This window comes from Blastococcus deserti (assembly GCF_042682525.1).
Classification (GTDB): domain Bacteria; phylum Actinomycetota; class Actinomycetes; order Mycobacteriales; family Geodermatophilaceae; genus Blastococcus_B; species Blastococcus_B deserti.
Window position 1 is genome coordinate 19,501 of sequence record NZ_JBHUHP010000016.1, and the last position, 25,164, is coordinate 44,664.

The following is a 25,164-nucleotide window of genomic DNA, read 5'->3' on the forward strand; positions in this document are numbered from 1 at the left end:
ACGGGCCGGGCCCTCGACCGGCGTGCGGTCCGGCGTCGGGCCGGACAGCGACGCGGTGCGGTATCGGCAGGGCGGGTCATCGGCGGTCCCTTCTCGCGCGCGGGAGCAGGGTCCTGCTTCCGGCCGCACCGTCGGCTCGCGGCGGCCCGGCACCGTGATCATGGCCGCGCGGCGCAGCGCGTGTTCCCGTTGTCCACAGGTAGGACCCGGGACGGGACGGGAGCCCGTCAGTCGGTCAGGTACACACCCGGCTCGTCGAGGGCGTGCACCCACACCGGCGCCCCGGCGATCTTCACCTCGGCGGCCGACAGGGCCCGGCGGTAGGAGCCCACGCCGTCCCAGCGGGTGACCAGGGCCCACAGCGAGGGGTCGTCGACGGAATGCCCGAGCTCGCCGTCCTGGAAGCCGGGGCGCGCCGACAGGGCGGCCAGCAGCGGCGCCACCGCGGCGGCCAGCGCCTCGCCGTCATGTCCCGCGACTCGAAGCCGCGTCACTGCGAACACCGTGATCTCCCGTCCATCCGGCCTCCACCCGCAGACGTTGCCATGCCGGCCGGCGACCACGGTGCAGTGGCAGCCGTCGAGCGGGGCGGACGCGCCACGGGCCGACGCACCGCCGGGGCGGTGCGTCGGCGAGCCGGCTCAGGCGAAGTCGCAGACCGTGAGGTCCTCCTGGACGTAGACCAGCAGGGTGAACGTCTCGCCGTTGTCCAGGGCGAGGGTGAAGGCGCCGATGTCGGTACCGGTCACGTCGTCGTACTGGATGCTGTCGAAGGTGCCCTCGGTGAACCCGACTCCCCCGAGCGTCTGCTCGTAGAAGTACCGGGCCAGCTCGTAGGCGGGGTCGCCGCCTGCCGCGGCGGCCGTCGCCGCCTGCTGCACCTCGACGCAGGAGAGGTCGTACGCGGTCTGGAAGTCGCCCTCGGCCATGGCCTTGACCCAGGTGAGCGCCACGCCGTCCGAGCCGGGGAAGGCGCCGCCGGCGCTGACCGTGGGCTCGGCCACCTGGGCACCGCCGGGGAGGTCGCCCACCGGCTCCCGTTCGGGCTCGGCGGAGGTCGGGGGGGACGCCGACGAGCTCGACGCCGCGGTGGCGTCGTTCCGGTCGTCGCTCGCCCGGTCGCCGCCGCCGAGCAGGAGCACGAGCAGGACGCCGATGCCGGAGAGCAGCACCGCTGCGCCGAGGATCAGCCAGGGCAGCAGGTTCCCCTGCGGAGGGGGCGGTGCCTGCGGAGGCGGGCCGTAGGGACCGGGGTGCGCGTAGGGGTTCGGCGGGCCGTAGGGGCCGGGCTGCGCGGGAGGAGCGGGCGGACCGTAGGGGTCCGGCCGGCCGTAGGGGTCGCCGTAGGGTCCGGGCGGCTGGGTCATGTCGTGTCGGCTCTCTGGGCGGCGCAGGAAGGCGGTGCTCGCCGGCTGACGGCACCGTAGTGAGGAGCCGCTCCCCCGCCAACGGGATACGGCGCGCGTCCCCCGCAGGAACCCGCCCCGAGCCTCGGGCGGTGAGGCAGGACGCTTCTCAGGCGCTGCCGAACCGTCGCTGCCGCGACGCGTACTCCTCGCACGCGGCCCACAGATGCCGCCGGTCGAAATCGGGCCAGAGCGTGTCGAGGAAGACGAACTCCGCGTACGCCGACTGCCACAGCAGGAAGTTGCTGGTCCGGTTCTCCCCGGAGCTGCGGACGAACAGGTCGACGTCGGGCATGTCCGGCTCGTCGAGGAACCGGGCCACCGTCGACTCGTCGATCCGGTCGGGGTTCAGCCGGCCGGCGGCCACCTCGCGGCCGATGGCCGCGGCGGCGTCGGCGATCTCGGCGCGCCCCCCGTAGTTGACGCACATGGTGAGCGTCAGGACGTCGTTGTCGCGGGTCAGCTCCTCGGCGACCTCCAGCTCCCTGATCACGCTGCGCCAGAGCCGGGGACGACGGCCCGCCCAGCGCACCCGCACACCCAGCTCGTGCATCTCGTCCCGGCGGCGGCGGATGACGTCGCGGTTGAAGCCCATGAGGAAGCGGACCTCCTCCGGGCTGCGCCGCCAGTTCTCGGTGGAGAAGGCGTAGGCGCTGATCGCCTCGATGCCCAGCTCGATGGCGCCTTCGACGCAGTCGAACAGCGAGGACTCCCCCGCCTCGTGCCCCGCCGTCCGCGGCAGGCCGCGCTGCTTGGCCCAGCGGCCGTTGCCGTCCATGACGATCGCGACGTGGCCGGGGATCCTGTCCTTCGGCAGCTCCGGCGGGCGGGCCCCGGAGGGATGAGGGTTCGGGGCCTTCACCTCACGCCTCACGCAGCAGGCTCGCTTCCCGGCGCGACGCCGTCGGATCGGAGCGATCGACCAGCGGCAGCGAGCGCAGCCCGCGCTCGAGGTGCCACTGCAGCAGGGCCGCGACCAGGCCGCTGCCCTCGCGGCGGTTGGTGCCCTGGGACGCCTCGGCCCGGTTCCAGTCGCCGGTCAGCAGGGCGTCGAGCAGCTCGATGGTGACCGGGTTCGGCATCGCCGAGCCGGTGGGCCGGCACGCCGGGCAGACAGTGCCCCCGGCGGGGACGGAGAAGTGGCGGTGCGGGCCGGGTTCGGCGCACCGCGCGCAGTCGGTGAGGGCCGGTTCCCACCCGGCCACCGACATGGCCCGCAGCAGGAAGGCGTCGAGCACCAGGCCGGCGGGGTGACTGCGCTCGGCCAGGGACCGCAGCGCGCCCACGACCAGCAGGAAGAGCCGGAGCGAGGGCTCCTTCTCCTCCGACGTCAGCCGGTCGGCGGTCTCCAGGACGGCGGTGCCGGCGGTGTAGGCCGGGTAGTCGTCGACGACGTCGTTGCCGTAGGAGCGGATGGACTCCGCCTGGCTGACGATGTCGAGGTTGCGGCCGGTGTAGAGCTGCAGGTCGACGTGGCTGAACGGCTCCAGCCGGGAGCCGAACTTGCTCTTGGTGCGCCGCACGCCCTTGGCGACCGCGCGGACCTTGCCGTGCCGGCGGGTGAGGACCGTGATGATCCGGTCGGCCTCCCCCAGCTTCTGGGTGCGCAGGACGATGCCATCGTCGCGGTAGAGCGACTTCGGTGTCGTACTCAATAGCCCAACCTGTTCAGCTTCTTGGGGTCGTCCTGCCACTCCCCGAGCACGGTGACGTGCAGGTCGAGGTGGACGCGGGCGCCGAGCAGCGTCTCCATGCCCTGCCGCGCCTCGGTGCCGATCTGCTTGATGATCGAGCCGCCCTTGCCCAGCAGCATCGGCTTCTGGCTCGGCCGCTCGACGTGCAGCAGGGCGTGCACCTCGACCAGCTCGCCGTCGGGCCGCTTGGGGTCGGGCCGCCGGTCGAGCTCCTCGATCGTCACGGCCAGGGAGTGCGGCACCTCCTGGAAGACCTTCTCCAGCGCCGCCTCGCGGATCAGCTCGGCGATCTGGCGCTCGGTGTCCTCGTCGGTGGTCTGCTCCTCCGGGTACAGCGGCGGGCCCTCGGGCAGCAGGCCGATCAGCAGGTCCTCGAGCAGCTCGACCTGGTCACCGCGCACCGCGCTGACCGGCACGACCTCGGCGGCCTCCACCAGCTGGCTGGCGGCCATCAGCTGCTCGGCGACCTGCTTCTTCGACGCGGCGTCGGTCTTGGTCACCACGACGACCACCGGTGCCTTCACCTCCCGCAGCTGGCGGGCGATGAACCGGTCACCGGTGCCGACGGGCTGGTCGGCCGGGATGCAGAACACGACCACGTCGACGTCGGACAGCGTGTCCCGGACGACGTCGTTGAGCCGCCGGCCGAGCAGGCTCTTGGGCTTGTGCAGCCCGGGGGTGTCGACGAGCACGAGCTGCCCGCCCGGCCGGTGGACGACGCCGCGGATGGCGTGCCGGGTGGTCTGCGGGCGGTTGCTGACGATGCCGACCTTCTCGCCGACCATCGCGTTGGTCAGCGTGGTCTTCCCGGCGTTGGGGCGGCCCACCAGGCAGGCGAAGCCGCTGCGGTGCGGCGACTGATCGGGGCTGCTCACGGACCCAGTCTCCCACCGGCGTCCGACACGACCGGCCCCGTCCCCGAGGTGTTGCCGGCGCCGCCCGGGTCCGGCGGCACTCCAGGAGCACGCGCACCACCCGGCGAGGCGGCTGGGATGATCGGGACATGACGCGGCACCAGGGACTCGGCGGGCGCGCGGCGGGCGAGCGTCGCCTGCACGAGCAGCAGCTGCGCGGCTACGGCTTCCTCGCCGGCCGCGGGCCGCGTCCGTCCGCCACGGTCGTGCCCGCGCCCCTGCGCTACTGGCAGTACGACCCGCCGCGTCCGGTACCGGTCGGCGTGGTCCTCGGCATCGTCGCGATCTGGCTGGGGGTCTTCGCCTGGGGCGGCGGCTGGACGGCGATGGTCGACGAGGCACCGCTCGCCGTGGGCGCCGGGCTGATCGTGCTGGTCCTCAACGTCGGCCGGCTCACCGTGACCGACCACGGGGTCTCGACCGACGTCCCGGCGACCCGGACGAAGCCGGAGTCGATCGTCCCTCTCGTGCTGGTCCGCGAGGTGCGGGTGGGCGCCGTCCCGCCAGGCTGGCCAACAGCCGCCGGGCGCGGCGGGTGGCTGCCGGGACGCACCCGCGTCGCTGTCCGGCACCTGGCCGACGACGGTGCGACCGAGCAGGCGTGCACTCGCTGGATCCGCGATCCCGAGGCGTTCGCCGAGGCGCTCGACCACCCGCTGCAGGCGCCGACGCGGCGCAGCTAGCCCCCGGCACGACCCGGCACATCCCGGACCGGGGAGTCGGTACAGCGGCTGTACCGGCCATGTCCGCGCCGCCCTGGCCGAACGGACGCTTCCGCGCGCAGGGCCGGCCGACAGCTCGGCGTCCGCGACCGCACGGCTGCGGCACGTCCCGCCCATCAGCGCTGCGTCGGCCTCGACGGCTGACGGCGCTCAGACGGTGGTGCGCAGGCTCCCGTCGGGGCCGGCGAGGTGCACCGGGGCGGACGGCGTGAGGTCGCGGACGGCGGCCAGCCCGTCGGCCTCCACGGCCTCGTCGGCCGACACGACCGCCGCGGCCTCCAGCCCCTCGACCCCGCTGGAGACGGCGGCGGCGACCGCGGCCTGCAGCGCCGACAGCTTCAGCGACGGCAGGGACACCGTGGCGGCCAGGTATGTGCGCCCGTCGGTGTCGCGGACGGCCGCGCCCTCGGGCGCACCGGTCCGGCCGCGGGCGGAGCGGGCGAGCGTGACGAGCTTGGCGTCCTCGGACTGGAGATCAGGCACAGAGCAATCCTCGCCGACCGGAAGCGGCCCTCCTGCAGGGGCCCGCCGCGAGCGTGCCAGCGGGGGGCAGGAGGGTCCTTCTTCAGCCTTCCACGGGGGCCGGCTCCTCGTAGCGGGTGGCCCCCCGCCCCGAGGCGGCGGGGGACTCGGCGTCGTCCTCGGCCTGCTCCGCGACGCGGCTGACCAGGAGGGTGTCGATGCGGTTGCGGCGTCCCCCCGTGCTCTCGGCCACCAGCCGCAGCCCCGCCACCTCGGCCGAGGCGCCCTCGATCGGCACCCGGCCCAGCTCGCGGGCGAGCAGGCCGCCGACGGTCTCGACGTCGTCGTCCTGGGGCAGGTCCACGTCCGGGAACACCTCCGCGAGGTCCTGCACCGGCAGCCGCGCGGTCACCCGGACCGAGCCGTCGGCCAGCTCCTCCACCGGCGGGCGCTGGAAGGCGTCGTGCTCGTCGGCGATCTCACCGACGATCTCCTCGAGGATGTCCTCGATGGTGACCAGGCCGGCGAAGCCGCCGTACTCGTCGACCACGATCGCGATGTGGATCCGCTGCGCCTGCATGTCGCGCAGCAGCTCGTCGACCGGCTTGGACTCCGGGACGAACGTCGGCGGGCGCATCAGCTCCTCGACCCGCGGGCCGTTGCGCTCCTGGGTGTTCTGCGAGCGCCGGATCAGGTCCTTGAGGTAGACCACGCCCACGACGTCGTCGACGTTCTCGCCGATCACCGGGATGCGGCTGAAGCCGCTGCGCAGGGCGAGCGCCAGGGCCTGGCGCACGGTCTTGGTGCGCTCGATCCACACGACGTCGGTGCGCGGGACCATGACCTCGCGGGCGATGGTGTCGCCGAGCTCGAAGACGGAGTGGATCATGTTGCGCTCGCCGGACTCCACGACCCCGCGCTCCTCGGCCAGGTCGACCAGCTCGCGCAGCTCCACCTCGGAGGAGAACGGGCCGTCGCGGAACCCCCGGCCGGGCGTGATCATGTTGCCGATCAAGATGAGCAGGGTCGCCACCGGGCCCAGGACCCGGCCGAGCAGCCGGACCACGCCCGCGGTGCCGAGCGCCACCCCGTAGGCGTGCTGACGGCCGAGGGTCCGCGGGCCGACGCCGACCAGCACGTAGCTGACGACGGTCATCACCCCGGCGGCGGTGAGGAACGTCCGCCAGCCACCTGCCCACAGGTCGTACAGCACGACGGTGACCAGCACCGCGGCCACCATCTCGCAGACGATGCGCAGCAGGAGGAGCAGCGCGACGTGGCGGGCCCGCTCGGCGACGACCTCCTCCAGCGCGTCGGCCCGCTTGAGGCCCTCGCGGCGCATCTCCTCGACCCGGGCCTTGGACACGCGCTGGAGCGCGGCGTCCATGGCCGCGAAGAGACCGGCGAGCGGAACGAGGCAGATCGCGACCACCAGCAGCGTGATCGCACCGGAGCTCATCGGGGACCGGGCTCCCGGGTCGCGGGCTCACCGGTCACCGGCTCGCGCGGAGCCGCGCGCCAGCCGTCGATGAGCTTCTGCTGGAGACCGAACATCTCCTTCTCCTCGTCGGGCTCCATGTGGTCGTACCCGAGCAGGTGCAGGACGCCGTGGGTGGCCAGCAGGACCAGCTCGTCGTCCATGGAGTGGCCGGCGGCCCGTGCCTGGCGGACGGCCACCGCGGGGCACAGGACGACGTCACCCAGCAGCGCCGGACCGGGCTCCGGGTCGTCGGGCCGGGCGGTGTCCAGCTCGTCCATGGGGAAGGCGAGGACGTCGGTCGGCCCCTTCTCCCCCATCCACCGCTCGTGCAGGCTGCTCATGTAGTCGACGTCGACGCAGAGCACCGACAGCTCGGCCATGGGGTTGACCTGCATCTCACCGAGCACGAACCGGCAGACGCCGGCCAGCTCGGCCTCGTCGACCGCGATCTCGGACTCGTTGGCCACCTCGACGGGCACGCCGGTCAGCTCCCCTGCCGGCGCGGTCGGGACGTCCGGGCCGGTGCGCCGGCACCGGGTCGGTCGGAGGCCTGCCGGGTGGCGTCCCAGCGCTCGTAGGCGTCGACGATGTTGCCGACCAGGCGGTGGCGGACGACGTCGGAGCTCGTGAGGTTGGAGAAGTGCACGTCCTCGATGCCGTCGAGGATCTCGCGGACGATCTTCAGGCCGCTCGGCGCGCCGCCGGGCAGGTCGACCTGGGTGATGTCACCCGTGACCACGATCTTGGAGCCGAACCCGAGCCGGGTGAGGAACATCTTCATCTGCTCGGCGGTGGTGTTCTGCGCCTCGTCGAGGATCACGAAGGCGTCGTTGAGCGTGCGACCACGCATGTAGGCCAGCGGGGCGACCTCGATCGTGCCCGACGCCATGAGCCGCGGGATCGACTCCGGGTCCACCATGTCGTGCAGCGCGTCGTAGAGCGGCCGCAGGTACGGGTCGATCTTCTCCGACAGCGTGCCGGGCAGGTACCCCAGCCGCTCGCCGGCCTCCACGGCCGGACGGGTCAGGATGATCCGGTTGACCTGCTTGGTCTGCAGCGCCTGCACGGCCTTGGCCATCGCCAGGTAGGTCTTCCCGGTGCCGGCCGGGCCGATGCCGAAGACGATCGTGTGCTCGTCGATCGCGTCGACGTAGCGCTTCTGGTTGAGCGTCTTGGGCCGGATGGTGCGGCCCCGTCGGCTGATGATGTCCAGGCTCAGGACGTCGGCCGGCCGCTCGGAGCCACCGCTCCTGAGCATGGAGATGACCCGGCGCACCGAGTCCGGCCGCAGCTGCTGGCCGGTGCCGAGCAGGGCGATCAGCTCGTCGAACACGCTGACGGCGAAGGCGTTGTCGGCCGGCTGGCCGGTCACCGCGATCTCGTTGCCGCGCACGTGCACGTCGGCGTCGACCTCGGCCTCGACCAGGCGCAGCAGCTCGTCGGCCGACCCCAGGAGGGCGACCATCGAGACGGACTCGGGAACGGTGATCGTGGCCCGGACGGCGGCGGGCCGGTCGCCCGGGTGGGCCGGTATGCCGGGGTGGCCGTCCGCCGCTGCGGCCTGTGCCGAGGCCTCACGCGACATGGGGGCTTCTGGCACGGGGACGTTCGGGGAGGTGTCGGGCAAGAACCCTCGACCCTGCCTTCCTGCGACGGCGATGGGATCGCACTGCACTGCGGACCGGTCGAGTCTACCCGCGTGGCGGATCCTGAATCGCCGGTTCGCCCTCCGGGGGCACCGCTGCCCGCACCGGCTCGGTCACCGTCCGGAGTAGCTGGCCTTCCCGGGGCCGTCGGTGAGGAACGAGGCGACCGCCCCGCGCAGGTCCTCGGTGGCGAACAGCCCCCCCGAGACCTCCGGCACCAGGGCGTCGGCCGCGCGGGCGCCACCGCGCACCGCGGCCGCCACCAGCTGCTTCGTGGCGGCGTGGGCGACCGTCGGTCCGGCGGCGACGCGCTGGGCGTACTCGCGGGCGGCGGCGGCGAACCCCTCGTCAGGCAGGACCCGGTTGACCACGTTCCACCGCTCCAGCACCGCGGCCGGATACCGCTCCCCGGTGAAGATCAGCTCCCGCGCCCGCGCCGGTCCCGCCCGCTCGGCGAGCCGCTGCGGCCCGCCCATCGACGGCGTCAGCCCGACGACGATCTCCACCAGGCCGAACGACGCCTTCTCGGCCGCCAGCAGCACGTCGCACGCCAGCGACAGCTCGAACGCCGCCGTGAGCGTGAGCCCGTGGGCGGCGAAGACCGTCGGCACCGGCAGGTCCTCGAAGGTCTGGGCCACCCGCAGCAGCCGCGCCCAGAGCCGGGCACCCTCCTGCGCCGGCTCGGGCCCCTCGGCGATGTCCCGGAAGAAGGTCACGTCGACCCCGCCGGAGACGACCTTGCCGCGAGCCTCGACGAGGACCGCCCGGGCGCGGCCCTCGGCCGCCGGGTCGGTGAGGGTGACCAGCTGGGCGGCCACCTCCTCCAGGGCGTCGAACACCGGCCCGTCGAACAGGTTGAGCGGCGGGTTCTCGAGCACGACCACGGCGACGTCGCCGTCCCGCTCGATCCGGACGGGGGCGGGGGTCTGCGTCACGGGTCCACCCTGTCAGCCCGCCCCCGTCGCGGCCAAAGCGGCCACGCCGGCCGGGGCGTCGGCCGGGGCGTCGGCCGGGGCGTCGGCCGGGGCGTCGGCCGGGGCGTCAGCCCGGGGGCCAGCCCAACCCGCGGCCGCCCAGCACGTGGAGGTGGACGTGGTGCACCGTCTGGCCCGCCTGGGGACCGGTGTTGGTGACCACGCGGTAGCCGGGCTCCGCCCCGCCGTCGGTCACCAGGCCCTCCTGGAGCGCCACCGCGTGCGCCCCGGACACCACCTCACCGAGCAGGGCCGGGTCGGCGGCGGCCAGGGCGCCGATCGTCGGGTGGTGCTCCTTGGGGATCACCAGCACGTGGGTGGGCGCCTGCGGGTTGATGTCGCGGAAGGCGAGCACCCGGTCGGTCTGGTGGACGACGTCGGCGGGGATCTCGCCCGCGACCATGCGGCAGAACAGGCAGTCCGTCACGGCCTCGACCCTATTCCGGCGGGCCGCCCCGCCGCGCCGAGCCGCCGTCGACGCCGAGGTATGCCTCGACGATGCGCTCGTCGGCGAGCAGCTCCGCGGCCGGACCGGAGCGGACCACCGCCCCGCTCTGCAGCACGTACCCGTGGTCGGCCGCCCGCAGCGCGCGCCGGGCGTTCTGCTCGACCAGGACCACGGTGGTCCCGGAGGCCCGGATCTCCTCGATGACCCGGAACACCTCGTCGACGATCTTGGGGGCCAGCCCCATCGAGGGCTCGTCCATCAGCATGACCGTCGGCCTGGCCACCAGCGCGCGGGCGATGGCGAGCATCTGCTGCTCCCCGCCCGACAGGGAACCGGCCGGCAGCGCGCGGCGCTCGGCCAGGACCGGGAAGCGGTCGTACATGGCGTCGATGGTGGACTGCGCCGTGCCGCCGGCGTGCCACGCGCCCATCCGGAGGTTCTCGTCGATGGTGAGGGTGGCCAGGATCTGGCGCCCCTCCGGCACCTGGACCAGGCCGCGGGCCACGAGCTTGTGCGCCGGTGTGCGGGTGATGTCGGCACCCTCGAACGTGATCCGGCCGCCCGCCGGCCGCAGCATGCCCGAGACGGCGTTGATGACCGACGACTTGCCCGCCCCGTTGGCGCCGACGAGGGTGACCAGCGACCCCCGCGCGGCCTCGAAGGACACGCCGCGCACGGCCTCGACGCGCCCGTAGCTGACCCGCAGGTCCGCCACGGTCAGGATGGGGTCGCTCATGTCGCGTTCCTCGGGGTGGTCTCCGGCGGCTCGAGGGTTCCGGCCGCGCCCGGGTCCACGTTGATGACGGCACCCGACCCGGCTGCGTCGGCCCCGCCCCCGGTCGGGTCGGGCAGGGTTCCCTCGGCGATCGAGCCACTGGCGGGTTCGTCGTCGGCGGTGCCGAGGTAGGCCTCGATGACGGCCGGATCGGCGGCGATCGCGTCCGGGGAGCCGCTGGCGATCACCTCGCCGAAGTTGAGGACGACCACCCGGGTGCAGGTCTCCAGGACCATGCCGACGTTGTGCTCGATGAACAGGATCGTCAACCCGTCCGCGGCCAGCGACCTGATCAGGTCCGACAGCCTCGCGGCCTCGACCCGGTTCATGCCGGCGGCCGGCTCGTCGAGGATGAGGAGCGAGGGTTCCGAGGCCAGCGCCCGGGCGATCTCCAGGCGCCGCTGGTCGCCGTAGGACAGGGCCGAGGCGCGGGAGCCGGCCAGGTCGGCCAGCCCCACCCGGCGCAGGCACCGGGCCGCCTGCGCCAGCGCCGCCTGCTCGTCCCGGCGGGCCGAGGGCAGCCAGAGCAGGCGGCGCAGGAACGTGGGGCGGCTGACCAGGTGCGCCCCCACCAGGACGTTCTCCAGTGCCGACAGGCGGTTGAACAGCTTGGAGTGCTGGAAGGTGCGGCTGACCCCCGCCGCGGCCACCCGGTGCACCGGGGTCCGGCCGACCGGGACGCCCAGCACGGTGGCGGAGCCGGAGCTCGGCGGCACCAGACCGCTGATCATGTTGACCAGCGTGGTCTTGCCGGCGCCGTTGGGACCGATCAGGCCCACGACCTCGCCGCCGTGCACCTCGAGGTCCACGTCGCGCACGGCGTGCACCCCGCCGTACTCCTTGCCGAGGCCGGTGAGGGAGACCACCGTCTCCCCCGCCGCCGGGTGGCGCCGGGCCGCGAGGTGCGAGGGGCGGCCGCCGTCCTCGTCCTCCTGGAGCCCGGCCGGCAGCCGCGTCCGCCGCGGGATCAGGCTGGCCAGGCCGCCGGGCAGGAAGAGGATCACGACGAGCAGCAGCAGGCTGGCCAGGAAGGGCCGGATCCACCCCGCCTCGACCCCCACGGCGCGCTGGATCTCCGGGATCATCGTCTGGAAGCCGCTGCCCAGCAGCGGGCCCAGGAACATCGTGGAGCCACCCACCACCGCGGTGACGAGGCCCTCGACGGCGGCGGTGAAGTCGAAGTCGTTGGGGGCGATCAGCCGCACGTAGTAGGCGAAGAGGACGCCGTACAGGCCGGCCACCGCACCGGCGGTGATGAACGCCGACAGCCGGTGCCGTCCCACGTCGATGCCCATGGACCGGGCCGCGAGCTCGTCCTCGCGGATGGCCTCCAGGGCCCGGCCGTACCGGGAGGGCCCCATCCGCCAGAACCAGTAGGCGACGAGGGCCAGGACGATCCAGGCCGTCCCGACGTCGAGGATGCGCGGCACCGCGAGCCCCTGCGCGCCACCGGTCCACTCCTGGTTGAGCAGCACGACGCGGACCGCCTCGGCGAAGCCGAGGGTGGCGATGGCGAGGAACACGCCCCGCAGGTGCATCGTGGGGAGGCCGAGCACGACGGCCGCCAGCGCGCCGACCCCCATGCCGATCCCCACCGCGATCAGCAGCGCGGGGAGCTCGCCCACGTCCGTTCCACTCGGGGCGAGGCTGGCGGCGGAGAACGCCGCCAGGGACGCGAAACCGGCCTGGCCCAGGCTCAGCTGCCCGGCGATCAGCACGGCGTAGAAGGAGTAGGCGAAGATCGCCCCGAGCGCGATGAAGGTGAGCGTGGTCGCGTACTCGAGCAGCATCAGACCTCCCTGACCTTCCGGGCGCCCAGCAGCCCCTGCGGGCGCAGCAGGAGGATGAGGAAGAGCAGCCCGAAGGCGATGACGTCGCGCCACGACGAGCCGACGTACTGGACGGCGAACACCTCGGCCAGCCCCAGCAGCAACCCGCCGATGAGCGCCCCGGGCAGGGAGCCCATGCCCCCGACGATGATGACGGCCAGCCCCTTGAGCTCGATGGCCGACCCCATGCCGAGCTGGGCGGTGTTCACGTTGATGGCGAACAGCACGCCGGCGACCGCCCCCAGCGCCGAGGAGATGGCGAACGTGACCGCGGTGATCCGGTCGACGTTCACGCCCAGCACGCGGGCGGCCGTCGGGTTCTCCGCCACGGCGCGCATCCCGCGCCCCAGTCGGGTCCTGGTGACCATGTAGGTCAGCCCCACCATCAGCGCCAGCGAGACGGCCAGGATGACGACCTGGACCAGCGTCACCTGCGCGCCGGCGACCTCGAAGCGGGTCTCGGGGAACGCCCCGGCCGGGAACCGGCGGGTGTCGGGCCCGTACCGCCACTGCAGCAGGGCGATCACCATGCCGGCGAGGGCGATGGAGGAGATCAGCCCCGCGAAGTGCGCATCGGCGCGGCCCTTGAGCGGCCGGAATGCCAGCCGCTCGATGAGCAGGCCGACCACGGCCCCGAAGACGAACACGATGGGGAGGGCCGCCCAGAGCGACAGCCCGCCGCGCTCCACCAGCTCGATCCCCACGAAGGCCGACGCGGCGAACACCGCGGGATGGGCCAGGTTCAGCCGGTCCAGGATGCCGAACACCAGGGTGAAGCCGATGGCGAACAGCGCGTAGATGGACCCGATGAAGATGCCGTTGAGCAACTGCTGCACAGCGGTCCTCGTCTCGTCGTGGAAGCGGGCCCCGGCCACCCGGTTCGGTCTGCGCCGGATCCGGTTCCGGTGTCCGGGGGTCCTTGCCCGGTCGGTTCCCCGACCGGGCAAGGATGCCCGATCACTCGAGGACGGCGAACTTCCCGTCCTGGACCACCTGCACGACGGCCGGGTGGACGGCGTCGCGGTTCTCGTCGATGGAGAACTCACCGAGCACGGTCGGGACGTTCTCCAGCTCCCCGAGCGCCTGCTTGATGTCCTCCCGGTCCGCGGAGCAGTTGGCGCGCACCGCCTGGTCGACGAGCATCAGGCCGGCGTACGCCTGAGCGGCGAACTGGTCGGGCGCCGCGTCGTACTTCGCCTGGAAGTCCGCCAGGAAGGCCTGGTTCTCCGGATTCTCGGAGGCGGAGTTCCAGGCTGCCCCCACGACGACGCCCTCGGCGGCCTCGCCGGCGTCGGCCATCAGGCGCGGGTTGTTGAACCCGTTGCCGCCGATGATCGGCACGTCGATGCCCAGCTCGCGGGCCTGGGTGACCAGCGGGATCGCCGCCTCGATCAGCGCGGAGACCACCAGCGCGTCCGGCTCGCTCTCCTGGGCCTGGGTGAGCAGCGCACGGAAGTCGGTGTCGGACTTGGAGAAGGTGATCGTCTCGGTCACCTCGACGCCCTCGTCCTCCAGCGCGTCGGCGAAGGCCTCGTAGCCGGACTCGGTGAACGCGTCGTCGTTGCTGTACATCACGACGACGTCCTCCAGCCCGAACTGCTCCGTCGCCGTGGCGATCGTCTGGGGGATGACGGCCTGCTCGGTCAGCGAGTTGCGGAAGATGTAGTCGCCGATCTCGGTCACGCCGGCCGCGGTGTTGGAGATGCCGAGCACCGGGACGCCGGCCTCCTGGGCGATCGGGTCGGCCTGCACCGCGGTGTTGGAGAGCGTCGGCCCGATGATGAGGCTGACGTCCTCGGAGACGAACTGGTCGAACAGCGTGATCCCCTGCCGCGGGTCGGTCTGGTCGTCCTCGATCCGGAGGTCGTAGGTGACGCCGCCCTTCTCGGCCAGCTGCTCGGCGGCCAGCTCGAGCCCGCGCTGCTGCGACTGGCCGTAGCTGGCCGCGGCACCGGTCAGGCTGAGCACGGCTCCGATGGGGACCTCGCCCTCGATGGTGCAGGAGTCCCCGGTGCCCTCGCCGGTCCGGCCGGCGGCTTCTCCCCCGCCCTCTCCGTCGCCGGAGCCGCAGGACGCGAGGACGACCGTGGCCGTCGTGGCCACGGCGATGGTGAGGAGCTTGGTGCCCAATGTGTCTCCCGTTGTCGGGCCGGCCGCCGCCCGGTGCCCCTGCGCCTCCGACGAGCACGGGTGCCGGCGACTGTCCGGCACCCGTCCCGCGGCGGAATGCGGGCGGCCGACCGGTGGAGTCGGCCTGTTGCAGCCGCCACCCTAGGCACACCGGACGGTTCCCCGGCCGCCGGACCGGCCCACTGTGCCCGGAACGTGACCGCGCCGAGTGCCGCCCGCTCGCCGTCGTCGCTCAGCCGGGCGGCTGCCCGGTCCACTGGAAGAGCCCGACGCGGTTGCCGGCGGGGTCGCTGACGTGGGCGATCCGCGCCGGCCCGTGCGGCCGCGGCGCGAGGACGACCGCACCACCGCCGGCGGTCACCCGGTCGACCGCGGCGTCGACGTCGTCCACCTGCACGTAGAACACCGCGTAGCTGCCCGCGGTCGCCGTCCCGTCCCAGATCGCGCCGCCGATCCCGCCGTCGGGCGGCACCAACGCGTAGCCGGACGGGTCCGGGTCGCCGACGGGGAGTCCGAGGGCGCCCCGGTAGAAGGCGCGCAGCCGGCCGGCGTCGGGTCCACTGATCTCGAAGAAGGTCGTCGCTGTCATGCGGCCACCGTGGGACCCGACGGCGACAGCGTCCTGTGGGTGATTCTCAGGAATCCCGGCCCGCCAGGCCGATCGGCCGCACCGACGACGGCAGTCCGGCGGCGACGACGTCGAACGGTCGGGCGGGCGCCCGCCGGCCGGTCGGCCGCACCTGCGTGATCCGGTCCGCGCGGAACGACCGGGGCGCGTCCCGCAGGCGGCACCAGCCGACGAGGTACCAGGCCCGGTCGTTGCCGACGATCCCGACCGGCTCCACCACGCGCGTCGAGGTGCGACCGCCGCCGTCGGTGTAGGTCAGCTCCACGAGCTCGCCGGCGAGGACGGCCTGCTCCAGCGACGCGGGCAACCGCTCGGGGGCGTCGCCGGGGGCGCTCATCAGCCGGACGCGGTCGGCATGCCCGCGCGCGGCGGCCGCCTCGGGACCGGACATGGCGCCCACCAGCTTCTGCATCGCCGACCGGGCCGCCCCGCCGAACGGGATACGGCCGGCTCGCTCGAGGGCGAGCGCGACGGCCAGCGCCTCGGCCGCGGTGAAGTTGAGCGGGGGCAGGGTCATCCCCGCGTCGAGGGCGTACCCGCCGCCGCGGCCGGGGGTCGCGAAGATCGGTACGCCCGCCTGCTGGAGGGCGGACAGGTCACGCTCCACCGTGCGCACGCTGACCTCGAAGTGCGCGGCGAGCCAGCGGCTGGACCGTGGCCGCGGCGCCACGGCGCGGAGCTCCTCGACGAGCGCGTAGAGACGGTCCGTCCGGTTCATCGGCGGGAGGATGGCACGCCCGCGCCCTCTCCGGATCCCTTCCTGAGCCCTCTCCCGGGCTCTGCCGCGTGCCTCCGCACCGCGCGCGGGACGGCGGTTCGCGCGCACCGGGAGCCGGAACGGCGGCGGCTCCCTAAGCTGCCAACCGGCAGGCGCGACAGGGCGCCGGCACGAGTGCGAGGGGGCGCTCATGTCCGGAACGATCACCACCGACGCCGGCGGCGGGAGCTCGCCGGCCGGTCCGGCCACCGGGGGCCGTCGGTCGATGCAGACCGTCCTGATCTGGACGGCGGTCGCCGTGGTCGGCGCGGTCTGCTGGGGTGTGCTCGCCCTGGCCCGCGGCGAGACCATCTCAGCGCTGTGGCTGCTCTTCGCCGCGCTGTGCTCGTACGCGATCGCCTACCGGTTCTACTCCCGGTTCATCACCTACAAGGTGCTGCGCGCCGACGACAAGCGGGCCACCCCCGCCGAGCGCCTGCAGAACGGCCGGGACTTCGACGTCACCGACCGGCGGGTCCTCTTCGGCCACCACTTCGCCGCCATCGCCGGCGCCGGTCCGCTCGTGGGGCCGGTGCTCGCCGCCCAGATGGGCTACCTGCCGGGCACGATCTGGATCGTCGTCGGCGTCATCTTCGCCGGCGCCGTCCAGGACCTGACCGTCATGTTCTTCTCGATGCGCCGCAACGGGAAGAGCCTCGGCCAGATGATCCGCGAGGAGATCGGCATCGTCGGCGGCGTCGCCGCGCTGATCGCCGTCTTCGCCATCATGATCATCATCCTGGCGGTGCTCGCGCTCATCGTGGTCAACGCCCTGGCCGAGTCCCCGTGGGGTGTCTTCTCCATCGGGCTGACCATCCCGATCGCACTCTTCATGGGCATCTACCTGCGCCGGATCCGACCAGGGCGGGTGCTCGAGGCCACCGGCATCGGCGTCGTCCTGCTGCTGCTGGCCATCGTCGGCGGCGGTTACGTCGACGGCACCGGCCTCGGCGATGCGCTGACCCTGTCGAAGGAGTGGCTGGTCCTCGCGCTGGTCGTCTACGGCTTCGTCGCCTCGGTGCTGCCCGTCTGGCTGCTGCTCACCCCGCGCGACTACCTGTCGACCTTCATGAAGATCGGCGTCATCGTCCTGCTCGCCATCGGCCTGGTGCTCGCCCGGCCGGTGCTGCAGGCCGACGCCGTCACGAACTTCGCGCGCGAGGGCACCGGGCCGGTCTTCGCCGGCTCCCTGTTCCCGTTCGTGTTCATCACCATCGCGTGCGGAGCGCTGTCGGGCTTCCACGCGCTCATCTCGTCCGGGACGACGCCGAAGATGGTCGCCAAGGAGAGCCAGGTCCGGCTCATCGGCTACGGCGGCATGCTGATGGAGTCCTTTGTCGCCGTCAGCGCGCTCATCGCGGCCGTCGTCATCGACCAGGGGCTCTACTACGCGATGAACAGCCCCGCCGGAGCGACGGGAGGGACGGTCGAGTCCGCTGCCGCGTATGTGCAGGGCCTCGGTTTCGACACCACCGCGCAGGACCTGGCCGCCGCGTCGGCGGCCATCCAGGAGGACACCCTGGTCTCGCGGACCGGCGGCGCACCCACCCTCGCCATCGGCATCGCACAGATCTTCAGCCAGGCGTTCGGCGGCGGCGGCATGGCGTTCTGGTACCACTTTGCGATCATGTTCGAGGCGCTGTTCATCCTCACCGCCGTCGACGCCGGCACCCGGGTCGGACGCTTCATGCTGCAGGACACGATCGGCAACGTCTGGAAGAAGTTCGGCGACCTGTCGTGGCGGCCCGGCAACATCATCGCCAGCGCGGCGGTCGTCGGCCTGTGGGGATGGTTCCTCTACACCGGGGTCACCGACCCGCTGGGCGGCGTCAACCAGCTCTTCCCGCTGTTCGGCATCGCCAACCAGCTGCTCGCCGCGATCGCGCTGACGCTGTGCACCGTGCTCCTGATCAAGCACGGCAAGCTGCGCTACGCATGGGTGACCGGGATCCCGCTGGCCTGGGACCTGACCACGACCATGACGGCGAGCTGGCAGAAGATCTTCTCGGGCGACCCACGGGTGGGCTACTTCACCCAGCGGCAGAACTACGCGGAGGCGCGGGACGCGGGTGAGCTCCTGGCGCCTGCCCAGACCCCCGAGCAGATGGACCAGGTCATCACCAACTCCACCGTCAACGGCGTGCTCCAGGCCTTCTTCGCCTTGCTGACGCTGGTGGTCGTGGTGAACGCCGTGGTCGTGATCGCCCGTGCCATCCGCCTGGGGCAGCTGCCGACCACGGAGGAGCCTGCCGTGCCGTCGAAGCTCGTCGAGCCCTCCGGCCTCTTCCCCACCGCTGAGGAGAAGCGGGCCATCGCCGAGCACGAGCGCCTGGTCGGAGCCGGCGCGGGTACCCACGGGACGTTCGACAGCGGCGGCGACGGGAGGCGGTCGTGACCGGCACGGCCTACGCCCGGGGCGGCCGCGCGGTCGCCCGGGGCCTGCGGCACGTGCGCTGGTACCTGCGGGAGCTGACCGGCGAGGCGCGGTGGGACGACTACCTCCGGCACTGCGCCGAGCACGGTCACACGCCGATGAGCCGGCGCGACTTCGAGCGCGCGCGGGCCGACGCGGTGGAGAGGAACCCGATCAGCCGCTGCTGCTGAGCGCGACGGAGTGCGCCGGGGCCCCTTTTCCATGCTCGGAAAGGGGCCTCAGCGCACTCCGTTCAGGCCCAGCGGGGGCGGATGGTTCAGGCCCAGCGGGTCCGCATGGAGAGCGCGGCCAGGGTGGCGGCGCCGGCCGTGGAGGTGCGCAGGACCTCGGTGCCCAGCCGGACCGCCTCTGCGCCGGCGGCGCGGAAAGCGACCACCTCGCCGTCGGTGAGGCCGCCCTCCGGCCCGACGATGACGGCAATCGTGCCCTCGCGCGGGATGTCGAGCTCGGACAGCGGACGACGGGCCTGCTCGTGCAGCACGACGGCGAGGTCGACGTCGCCGAGCATGCCGCAGACCTCGCGGGTGGTCATCGGCTCGGTCACCTCGGGCACCCGCGGACGGCGGGACTGCTTGCTGGCCGCCCGGGCCGCCGCCCGCCACTTCGCCACGCCCTTGGCGACGCGGTCCTCCCGCCAGCGGGTCACGCAGCGGGCCGCCGTCCAGGGCACGATCCGGTCGACGCCCAGCTCGGTGGCCAGGTCGACCGCCAGCGGGCCCCGGTCGCCCTTCGGGAGCGCCTGCACCAGCACGAACTCCGGGTCGGGCTCGGGCACCTCGAACCGGGCCCGGACGGCGATGCGCAGGCCCTGGGCCCCGGCGGAGACGACGTCGCCCTCGGCGACCATGCCCCGACCGTCGCCGACCCGCACCCGCTCACCGGGTGCCAGCCGCAGGACGTCGACGGCGTGCCGGCCCTCTGCGCCGCCGAGGAGCAGCTCGGCGGTGTCGGGCAGGTCGTCCAGCAGGAACAGCGGAGCGCCGTCCAGCTCGGGGGCGCCGACGTCCGGGGTGCTCACCTCAGCGCCCGTTGAACGCGTCGCGGACCCGGGAGAACAGACCACCCTGCGCCTCGCGGTGGGAGTCGGCCCGGTCCTCCCCGCGCAGGGCGGCGAGCTCGCGCAGCAGCTTCTCCTGCTCCGCGTCGAGACGGGTCGGCGTCGCCACCTCCACGTGGACCACCAGGTTGCCCCGGCCGGTCGCCCGCAGCCGCGGCGCCCCGTGCCCCCGGAGGGTGAGCACGCTGCCGGACTGGGTGCCGGGGCGGATGTCGATGTCCTCCTCGCCGTCCAGCGTCTTGAGGCTCAGCGTCGTGCCGAGCGCGGCCGAGGTCATCGGGAGCGTCACCCGGCAGTGCAGGTCCTCGCCGTCCCGGGTGAAGACCTCGTGCGGCCGCTCGTGGATCTCCACGTACAGATCACCGGCCGGGCCGCCGCCGGGGCCGACCTCGCCCTGCCCGGTGAGCCGGATGCGCATGCCGTCCTCGACGCCCGCGGGCACCTTGACCTGCAGGGTGCGCCGCGCCCGGACGCGCCCGTCGCCGCCGCACTCGCGGCACGGGTCGGGGATGACCTGGCCGGTGCCCGCGCACGTCGGGCAGACACGGCTGGAGACGACCTGGCCGAGAAAACCTCGCTGCACGCTCTGCACCTCGCCGCGCCCGGAGCAGGTGACGCAGGTGGTCGGGTGCGTGCCGGGCGCCGTGCCGGCCCCGGTGCAGACGGTGCACAGGACGGCGGTGTCGACGGTGATGTCCTTGGTGGTGCCGAAGACCGTCTCGGCCAGATCCAGCTCCACCGGGATGAGCGCGTCCCGGCCGGCGCGGGTGCGGCTGCGCGGCCCGCGCGTGGCCGCCCCGCCGAAGAAGGCGTCCATGATGTCGCCGAGGCCACCGAACCCGGCCGCCCCGAAGCCACCGGCGCTGCTGCCGCCGGTGTCGAACGGGTCACCCCCGAGGTCGACGATCCGGCGCTTGTCCGGGTCGGTCAGCGCCTCGTAGGCGCGGGTGACCTCCTGGAAGCGCTCCTTGGCCGCGGGGTCGGGGTTGACGTCGGGATGCAGGTCCCGGGCCAGCCGCCGGTAGGCGCGCTTGATGTCGCTGTCACTGGCACCGCGGGCCACGCCCAGCACGCCGAAGTAGTCCGTCGCCATCGAGAAGTCTCAACCTCAGCTCTCGGCCAGCAGGTGGCCGACGTAGCGGGCCACGGCACGGACCGCGGCCATGTTTCCTGGGTAGTCCATGCGGGTCGGCCCCACGACCCCGAGTCCGCCGAGGGCTCGGTCGCCGGAGCCGTAGCCGACGGAGACGAACGACGCCCCGGCGAGCGCCTCGTGGGCGTTCTCCTCGCCGATCCGTACCAGCACCGTGCTCGCGTCCACCTGACTCATCAACCGCAGGACCACGACCTGTTCTTCCAGGGCCTCCAGCAGCGGCCGGACGGAGCCGGGGAAGTCGAGCGCGTTGCCCCGCGCCAGGTTGGCCGTCCCGCCGATGACCAGCCGGTCCTCGCTCGGCTCCACCAGCGTCTCCAGCAGGGTCGCGCTGACCGTGGCGACCAGCCCCCGCAGGTGGGGCGGCGCGGTCTCCAGCAGGTCGGGGACCTTGCCACCGGCGTCGACGAGCTTGACGCCGCCGAACGCGGTGTTGAGCAGGCTGCGCAGCTCGGCGACGGCCTCGGAGTCGACGTCCACGGGGCAGTCGACGATCCGCTGCTCGACGCGCCCGGTGTCGGTGATGAGCACCAGCATGAGGCGGGCTGCGGCCAGGTGCACCACCTCGAGGTGGCGGACGGCGCTCCGGGACAGCGTCGGGTACTGCACCACCGCGACCTGGTGGGTGAGCTGGGCCAGCAGGCGGACGCTGCGGCTGAGCACGTCGTGCAGGTCGACCGCCCCGTCGAGGAAGCGCTCGATCGCCCGCCGTTCGGCCACCGACAGGGGCTTGACCGCCGAGAGCCGGTCGACGAACAGGCGGTAGCCCTTGTCCGTGGGCACCCGGCCGGCGCTGGTGTGCGGCTGGGTGATGTAGCCCTGCTCCTCCAGCACCGCCATGTCGTTGCGGATCGTCGCGGGGGACACGCCGAGGTCGTGCCGCTCGGCCAGGGCCTTGCTGCCCACCGGGTCGTTGGTCGAGACGTAGTCCTGGACGATGGCCCGGAGGACCTCCAGGCGGCGTTCGTCGTGCGCCACGGTGACACCTCCCCGTACCGGTCGACGCGCCGTGCGGGCCTCCGGCGCGGGTCCGGAACTGGCACTCGCACGGCCAGAGTGCCAGGCCAGCATACGTCCGCCGGGCCGCCCCGTCGCGTGGCTCGCGGATCGAGGACCCCCGGGAGGACCCCGTCCTCCTGGCCTGTCGCAAGCTCGCGGCGAGTCCCCGGACGGAGCCCCGAACTGCCCGCACCCTCGCGGAGAGCCTCTGGGCGGGGAGCCACGGTGGTGGCGGCGCGGGGCGGACCCGGCCGCTAGGGTGGATCCGTCGGCGCCCCCGTCGAGGGGCAGAGAGCGGAGGTCGGTTCCCTGATCTTCAAAGCGGTACGTGACGGCCGCCCGTATCCCGACCACGGCTTGTCCCCCCGGGACTGGGCGATGATCCCGCCCCGCCAGGTGCGGATGGACACGCTGACGACGACGAAGAAGGAACTGGCGCTCGACGCGCTGCTCGCCGACGACTCGACGTTCTACGGCGACCTCTTCCCCCACGCGGTGCAGTGGCACGGCGAGCTGTACCTGGAGGACGGGCTCCACCGCGCGCTGCGGGCCGCGCTGCAGCAGCGCAACGTCATCCACGTCCGGGTGCTCGACCTCGACGCCCTCACGCCCGTCGAGGCGTCGACCGGTCCGGCGACCGCGTCCATCCCGACGCAGCCGCCGGTGCCCAACCCCCGCCGGCTCTGACCGCTCCGGGAGACGTGGATCCGCGCACGGTCGCGGCCGCGATGCCGCAGTGACGCCTGGCGAGACTGTCAGCGCAGCGGGTCGAACGGCCGCAGCTCGGCCGGGGTCTCGTCCTTGAGCACGGCCTGCGCCATCAGCATCCCCGTGACCGGCCCCTGCACCATGCCCCACATCCCGTGCCCGCCCGCCACGAACACGTGCGGCGACGTGGTGCGCCCCAGCAGCGGCAGCCCGTCGCCGGTGCAGGGCCTGGAGCCGACCCACTCGTCGCGCCGGTCGTCGAGATCGGCGCCGGAGAGGAAGGGCCGGACGGCGTCGGCGACGGCGGCGATGCGCCGGGGATCCAGCGGCTCGTCGGGGCGGCGGAACTCCATCATCCCGGCCACGCGCAGCCGGTCCCCCAGCGGCGTGCACGCCACCCGCTGCGCCGGGAAGTACAGCGGTCCGGCCGGCATGCGCTCGACCGGCACGCTGAAGCTGTAGCCGCGGCCGGCCTGCACCGGCTGCCGGACGCCGAACCGCCGGGCCAGGGCGCCCAGCCAGGCACCGGTCGCGACGACGACGGCGTCGTGCCGCCGCTCGTCCGCGCCGGTCGTCACGGCGACGCCGTCGCCGGTGTCGCGCAGCTCCCGGACGCCGCTGCCCTCCGCGATCACCCCGCCCTGGGCGCGGACCGCGTCCGCCAGCGACCGGACGTACTCCGGCGGGTTCAGGTAGCGCTGCCCCCTGATCCGCACCGCCGCTCCGGCCGAGGCCGTCAGCGTGGGCTCCAGCGTCCGGGCCTGCGCGCCGGAGAGGACGTCGAACGCGACGTGCGGCTGTCCGGCGGCCTGGATGGCCCGCAGTTCGGCCAGCAGGCCCTCCCGCTCCCCCTCCGACCGGTGGACGGCCAGGAACGGCTCGCTGGCACGTGTGCCGGCCGTGACCCCGCCTGCGGCCAGGGCGTCGAAGGCACCGAGCGCCCGTTCGTTGAGCGGCCCGTAGGCGGCCATGCCCCGGCGCCACTGCCGGTGCGTGCTGTGCCGGGCGAACGACGCGAGGAACCGCAGCAACCCGACGTCGGCCCGCAACGGCACGTAGACCGGCGACCGGGGGTCGAGCACCGCCCTCAGCCCGTACCGCAGCACGGCGGGTTCGGGCAGCGGCGCCGCGAGGGAGGGCGTCAGCCAGCCGGCGTTCCCCCACGAGGATCCGGCGGCGACCCGGTCCCGCTCGTAGACGGTGACGCGGGCGCCGCCCTCCTGCAGGAACCAGGCCGTGGCTAGCCCGACCATCCCGGCACCGACGACGGCGACGTCACGGGGCGCGCGGCCCCGGGGGGTGGACGCCGTCCGTCGACGTGCCCGCACGTCAGCGCGCCCGCGTGCAGGCGACGCAGGTGCCGGCGAAGGGGCGCAGCTCCAGGCGCTCCTCGGGGATCTCGGCCTGGCAGCGGGTGCACCGGCCGTAGGTGCCGGCGGCGATGCGGGCGAGAGCGGCGTCGATCTCGCCGATGGTGAGCAGCAGGTCGGCGCTGCGGCGCTGCGCCACCGGGTCGGGCACGGACTGGGCGCACTCGGCGAGGGCCGCCTCGCGTTCGCGGACGCAGTCGGCCCGGTGCTGCTCGAGCAGGGTGCGGAACCGGTCGTGCGCACCGGTGGACGAGGTCTGGGTGTCGATGCTGGCGGACATGGGGAACTCCTTGGGGCAACGCGAGGGGGACGCGGTCACCGGTGGTGGCGCGTCAGGACGGGCGGTCGCGACTCGCGGGGCGAGTCAGGCGGCGTGCGGCGGAGCCCGGTCCTGGCTGCGGCGGAGGACGTCGAGTCCGCGCAGGCCGCGCGCCCGACGGTTCATCGCCAGCGCAAGGAGCATCCCGCCGGAGAGTGCGGGGCTCGCGCCGGCCGCGGGGACGCCCGGTGGCGAGCCTGCAGCAGCGAACGCGTGCACGCCCATCGCCGACCACCCCCTTGGCATCCCGGCGCCGTTGCCGGAACGCGCACCATAGCCCAGATCGGGCCCGGCTACCCCGTCCTTTCGGGTGACCGGGACGCCGGATTCGTGACCGATCCGCGCGGTGGCGGCACGGCGCGGCCGGACGGGAACGTGCCGAGGCGGGCGACGTCGTAACCGTGGGGATAGCTGCGGATCTGAGGGAGCTGCCGGGCGAAGTACGGCTGCCGCCGGGGAGGCAGCAGCCGCACCACCCGGCCCCGGGTCCGGAGGGCGGCGCGCACGAGGGCACGCAGCGTCGGGTGGGGGCGCGGGAAGCCGAAGGCGTCGAGGAGCGGCGCGTCCATCACGGCCAGGGAGATCCGCCGGACCACGGCGGGCGGAAGATGGTCGTTCGGCGGGAAGGTGGCCAGCAGGGCGAGGGTCGCCTCGGCGACGTCGCGCGCGCCGCCGTCGGCACCGAAGTGTTCCCGTTCGTAGGCGTCGAGGAGCCGGGCGAAGGCCTGCCAGGTGCCCGGGACGTCGCGGATGCCCATCTGCCGGCCGAGGTGGCGGTAGTACTCGGCGCTCGCGACCCGCTCGGTCTCGGTGGTGCGCCGCCAGCCGTAGGCGTCGATCCACCGGATCGGCAGGACGACGAACGTGGCCAGCACGTACCGCAGGTCGTCGTTGCTGATCGGGTGGGCCCGGTGCATCTGGTTCATCCGGCGGATCGCCGTCCGGCCGGCGTCGCTGTCCGTGCCGTGTTCCAGGACGGCGTCCAGGAGCAGCACCGTGTCGTCGTAGCGCTTCTGCGTCCGCTCGGTGAACTCGCCCGTGCGCGCGAGCAGCCCGCCGATGCTCGGGACGGCGTAGGTGCGGAAGAGCGCGAAGCTCAGCGCCTGGGTCATGTCCCAGGGGAACTCGTGGGCGGACATGAGCCGGTAGATCGCGGCGAAGTCCGTGCGGGGGTCGAGTTCCTCGATGCGCCGGCGGATCGCGAACCGTCGTCCCATGCGGGCGCAGTATGCCCCGGTGCCGGCGCCGGCGGCCCGGTC

27 protein-coding genes are annotated in these 25,164 nt (G+C 73.6%); 4 read left to right on the top strand and 23 right to left on the bottom strand.

What is annotated here, in order from left to right; all coding sequences use genetic code 11:
* Positions 1-227: 227 nt before the first annotated feature.
* The 5 genes from ACFSHS_RS15755 to era form a co-directional block, all read right to left on the bottom strand.
* The gene (locus ACFSHS_RS15755) at positions 228-494 is read right to left on the bottom strand and encodes an antibiotic biosynthesis monooxygenase (protein ID WP_376878071.1); all 267 of its coding nucleotides are present in this window, start codon (positions 492-494) and stop codon (positions 228-230) included.
* A gap of 147 nt (positions 495-641) precedes the next feature.
* The gene (locus ACFSHS_RS15760; protein ID WP_376878074.1) at positions 642-1,367 is read right to left on the bottom strand and encodes a hypothetical protein; all 726 of its coding nucleotides are present in this window, start codon (positions 1,365-1,367) and stop codon (positions 642-644) included.
* Between the two features lie 148 nt (positions 1,368-1,515).
* A complete protein-coding gene (locus ACFSHS_RS15765; protein WP_376878077.1) occupies positions 1,516-2,280 on the bottom strand; it encodes an isoprenyl transferase in 765 nt (254 codons plus the stop codon).
* Positions 2,270-3,061 carry a DNA repair protein RecO gene (recO, locus tag ACFSHS_RS15770; RefSeq protein WP_376878080.1) on the bottom strand — a complete coding sequence of 264 codons (792 nt, stop codon included), beginning with the start codon at positions 3,059-3,061 and terminating at the stop codon, positions 2,270-2,272. The genes ACFSHS_RS15765 and recO overlap by 11 nt, the downstream gene beginning before the upstream one ends.
* Positions 3,058-3,975, bottom strand: coding sequence for a GTPase Era (era, locus tag ACFSHS_RS15775; protein ID WP_376878083.1), 918 nt, complete (start codon positions 3,973-3,975; stop codon positions 3,058-3,060). Before era ends, recO begins: the two co-directional genes overlap by 4 nt.
* A gap of 128 nt (positions 3,976-4,103) precedes the next feature.
* Between era and ACFSHS_RS15780 the strand changes: the two genes are divergently transcribed.
* Positions 4,104-4,697, top strand: a complete 594-nt coding sequence (locus ACFSHS_RS15780) for a hypothetical protein (protein ID WP_376878086.1) — start codon at positions 4,104-4,106, stop codon at positions 4,695-4,697.
* A 189-nt stretch (positions 4,698-4,886) separates the two neighbouring features.
* On the opposite strand, the gene ACFSHS_RS15785 is transcribed toward ACFSHS_RS15780, so the two are convergent.
* The 12 genes from ACFSHS_RS15785 to ACFSHS_RS15840 all read right to left on the bottom strand — a co-directional run bounded on the left by ACFSHS_RS15785 (position 4,887) and on the right by ACFSHS_RS15840 (position 15,826).
* Positions 4,887-5,219 (bottom strand): cytidine deaminase, encoded by a 333-nt coding sequence (locus ACFSHS_RS15785; RefSeq protein WP_376878089.1) that lies wholly within the window; start codon positions 5,217-5,219, stop codon positions 4,887-4,889.
* Between the two features lie 82 nt (positions 5,220-5,301).
* Positions 5,302-6,657: a hemolysin family protein gene (locus ACFSHS_RS15790; RefSeq protein ID WP_376878092.1), complete on the bottom strand. Its 1,356-nt coding sequence runs from the start codon at positions 6,655-6,657 to the stop codon at positions 5,302-5,304.
* Positions 6,654-7,157: an rRNA maturation RNase YbeY gene (gene ybeY, locus ACFSHS_RS15795; RefSeq protein WP_376878095.1), complete on the bottom strand. Its 504-nt coding sequence runs from the start codon at positions 7,155-7,157 to the stop codon at positions 6,654-6,656. The genes ACFSHS_RS15790 and ybeY overlap by 4 nt, the downstream gene beginning before the upstream one ends.
* Positions 7,158-7,162: 5 nt before the next feature.
* Entirely contained in the window at positions 7,163-8,263 is a 1,101-nt protein-coding gene (locus ACFSHS_RS15800; RefSeq protein WP_376878098.1) for a PhoH family protein, read from the bottom strand.
* Positions 8,264-8,437: 174 nt separating this feature from the next.
* The gene (locus ACFSHS_RS15805; RefSeq protein ID WP_376878101.1) at positions 8,438-9,259 is read right to left on the bottom strand and encodes an enoyl-CoA hydratase/isomerase family protein; all 822 of its coding nucleotides are present in this window, start codon (positions 9,257-9,259) and stop codon (positions 8,438-8,440) included.
* Positions 9,260-9,365: 106 nt separating this feature from the next.
* The gene (locus tag ACFSHS_RS15810) at positions 9,366-9,725 is read right to left on the bottom strand and encodes a histidine triad nucleotide-binding protein (RefSeq protein WP_376878104.1); all 360 of its coding nucleotides are present in this window, start codon (positions 9,723-9,725) and stop codon (positions 9,366-9,368) included.
* 10 nt (positions 9,726-9,735) lie between these two features.
* Complete coding sequence (locus tag ACFSHS_RS15815; RefSeq protein ID WP_376878107.1) at positions 9,736-10,482, bottom strand: ABC transporter ATP-binding protein; 747 nt, start codon at positions 10,480-10,482, stop codon at positions 9,736-9,738.
* Positions 10,479-12,311 carry a branched-chain amino acid ABC transporter ATP-binding protein/permease gene (locus tag ACFSHS_RS15820; protein WP_376878109.1) on the bottom strand — a complete coding sequence of 611 codons (1,833 nt, stop codon included), beginning with the start codon at positions 12,309-12,311 and terminating at the stop codon, positions 10,479-10,481. The genes ACFSHS_RS15815 and ACFSHS_RS15820 overlap by 4 nt, the downstream gene beginning before the upstream one ends.
* Positions 12,311-13,225 (bottom strand): branched-chain amino acid ABC transporter permease, encoded by a 915-nt coding sequence (locus ACFSHS_RS15825; protein ID WP_376878112.1) that lies wholly within the window; start codon positions 13,223-13,225, stop codon positions 12,311-12,313. The genes ACFSHS_RS15820 and ACFSHS_RS15825 overlap by 1 nt, the downstream gene beginning before the upstream one ends.
* A gap of 82 nt (positions 13,226-13,307) precedes the next feature.
* The gene (locus ACFSHS_RS15830; protein WP_376878115.1) at positions 13,308-14,480 is read right to left on the bottom strand and encodes an ABC transporter substrate-binding protein; all 1,173 of its coding nucleotides are present in this window, start codon (positions 14,478-14,480) and stop codon (positions 13,308-13,310) included.
* A 232-nt stretch (positions 14,481-14,712) separates the two neighbouring features.
* On the bottom strand, positions 14,713-15,069 hold the full coding sequence (locus ACFSHS_RS15835) for a VOC family protein (protein ID WP_376878118.1): 357 nt from the start codon (positions 15,067-15,069) through the stop codon (positions 14,713-14,715).
* A gap of 46 nt (positions 15,070-15,115) precedes the next feature.
* A complete protein-coding gene (locus tag ACFSHS_RS15840) occupies positions 15,116-15,826 on the bottom strand; it encodes a helix-turn-helix transcriptional regulator (protein ID WP_376878121.1) in 711 nt (236 codons plus the stop codon).
* A 190-nt stretch (positions 15,827-16,016) separates the two neighbouring features.
* Here ACFSHS_RS15840 and ACFSHS_RS15845 point away from each other — a divergent pair, with 190 nt between their 5' ends.
* Together ACFSHS_RS15845 and ACFSHS_RS15850 are read left to right on the top strand one after the other, a co-directional pair.
* Positions 16,017-18,260, top strand: a complete 2,244-nt coding sequence (locus ACFSHS_RS15845) for a carbon starvation CstA family protein (RefSeq protein WP_376878124.1) — start codon at positions 16,017-16,019, stop codon at positions 18,258-18,260.
* Positions 18,257-18,469, top strand: coding sequence for a YbdD/YjiX family protein (locus ACFSHS_RS15850; protein WP_376878127.1), 213 nt, complete (start codon positions 18,257-18,259; stop codon positions 18,467-18,469). Before ACFSHS_RS15845 ends, ACFSHS_RS15850 begins: the two co-directional genes overlap by 4 nt.
* An 86-nt stretch (positions 18,470-18,555) precedes the next feature.
* On the opposite strand, the gene ACFSHS_RS15855 is transcribed toward ACFSHS_RS15850, so the two are convergent.
* From ACFSHS_RS15855 to hrcA, 3 genes are read right to left on the bottom strand one after another with little or no spacing between them, the layout of a single operon-like run.
* On the bottom strand, positions 18,556-19,317 hold the full coding sequence (locus ACFSHS_RS15855) for a 16S rRNA (uracil(1498)-N(3))-methyltransferase (RefSeq protein WP_376878130.1): 762 nt from the start codon (positions 19,315-19,317) through the stop codon (positions 18,556-18,558).
* A 1-nt stretch (position 19,318) separates the two neighbouring features.
* Positions 19,319-20,449: a molecular chaperone DnaJ gene (dnaJ, locus tag ACFSHS_RS15860; protein ID WP_376878133.1), complete on the bottom strand. Its 1,131-nt coding sequence runs from the start codon at positions 20,447-20,449 to the stop codon at positions 19,319-19,321.
* A gap of 15 nt (positions 20,450-20,464) precedes the next feature.
* On the bottom strand, positions 20,465-21,487 hold the full coding sequence (hrcA, locus tag ACFSHS_RS15865) for a heat-inducible transcriptional repressor HrcA (RefSeq protein ID WP_376878136.1): 1,023 nt from the start codon (positions 21,485-21,487) through the stop codon (positions 20,465-20,467).
* A 333-nt stretch (positions 21,488-21,820) separates the two neighbouring features.
* On the opposite strand from hrcA, the gene ACFSHS_RS15870 reads away from it, so the two are divergent.
* Positions 21,821-22,195: a type II toxin-antitoxin system VapB family antitoxin gene (locus tag ACFSHS_RS15870; RefSeq protein ID WP_465252831.1), complete on the top strand. Its 375-nt coding sequence runs from the start codon at positions 21,821-21,823 to the stop codon at positions 22,193-22,195.
* Between the two features lie 68 nt (positions 22,196-22,263).
* Here the strand turns inward: ACFSHS_RS15870 and ACFSHS_RS15875 are convergent, their stop codons facing one another.
* The 3 genes from ACFSHS_RS15875 to ACFSHS_RS15885 all read right to left on the bottom strand — a co-directional run bounded on the left by ACFSHS_RS15875 (position 22,264) and on the right by ACFSHS_RS15885 (position 25,122).
* Positions 22,264-23,544, bottom strand: a complete 1,281-nt coding sequence (locus tag ACFSHS_RS15875) for an NAD(P)/FAD-dependent oxidoreductase (RefSeq protein WP_376878139.1) — start codon at positions 23,542-23,544, stop codon at positions 22,264-22,266.
* Position 23,545: 1 nt separating this feature from the next.
* Positions 23,546-23,866, bottom strand: a complete 321-nt coding sequence (locus ACFSHS_RS15880) for a TraR/DksA family transcriptional regulator (protein WP_376878142.1) — start codon at positions 23,864-23,866, stop codon at positions 23,546-23,548.
* A gap of 332 nt (positions 23,867-24,198) precedes the next feature.
* Positions 24,199-25,122: an oxygenase MpaB family protein gene (locus ACFSHS_RS15885; protein WP_376878145.1), complete on the bottom strand. Its 924-nt coding sequence runs from the start codon at positions 25,120-25,122 to the stop codon at positions 24,199-24,201.
* Positions 25,123-25,164: the final 42 nt, after the last annotated feature.

Excerpts from the sequence above, each read along its gene's own strand:
- ACFSHS_RS15780 (WP_376878086.1), top strand. The coding sequence starts at position 4,104 with ATGACGCGGCACCAGGGACTCGGCGGGCGCGCGGCGGGCGAGCGTCGC.
- dnaJ (WP_376878133.1), bottom strand. The coding sequence starts at position 20,449 with ATGGCGACGGACTACTTCGGCGTGCTGGGCGTGGCCCGCGGTGCCAGT.
- ACFSHS_RS15790 (WP_376878092.1), bottom strand. The coding sequence starts at position 6,657 with ATGAGCTCCGGTGCGATCACGCTGCTGGTGGTCGCGATCTGCCTCGTT.
- ACFSHS_RS15815 (WP_376878107.1), bottom strand. The coding sequence starts at position 10,482 with ATGAGCGACCCCATCCTGACCGTGGCGGACCTGCGGGTCAGCTACGGG.
- ACFSHS_RS15845 (WP_376878124.1), top strand. The coding sequence starts at position 16,017 with ATGTCCGGAACGATCACCACCGACGCCGGCGGCGGGAGCTCGCCGGCC.
- ACFSHS_RS15800 (WP_376878098.1), bottom strand. The coding sequence starts at position 8,263 with ATGTCGCGTGAGGCCTCGGCACAGGCCGCAGCGGCGGACGGCCACCCC.
- ACFSHS_RS15835 (WP_376878118.1), bottom strand. The coding sequence starts at position 15,069 with ATGACAGCGACGACCTTCTTCGAGATCAGTGGACCCGACGCCGGCCGG.
- ACFSHS_RS15885 (WP_376878145.1), bottom strand. The coding sequence starts at position 25,122 with ATGGGACGACGGTTCGCGATCCGCCGGCGCATCGAGGAACTCGACCCC.
- ACFSHS_RS15820 (WP_376878109.1), bottom strand. The coding sequence starts at position 12,311 with ATGCTGCTCGAGTACGCGACCACGCTCACCTTCATCGCGCTCGGGGCG.
- ACFSHS_RS15840 (WP_376878121.1), bottom strand. The coding sequence starts at position 15,826 with ATGAACCGGACGGACCGTCTCTACGCGCTCGTCGAGGAGCTCCGCGCC.
- ACFSHS_RS15760 (WP_376878074.1), bottom strand. The coding sequence starts at position 1,367 with ATGACCCAGCCGCCCGGACCCTACGGCGACCCCTACGGCCGGCCGGAC.
- ACFSHS_RS15880 (WP_376878142.1), bottom strand. The coding sequence starts at position 23,866 with ATGTCCGCCAGCATCGACACCCAGACCTCGTCCACCGGTGCGCACGAC.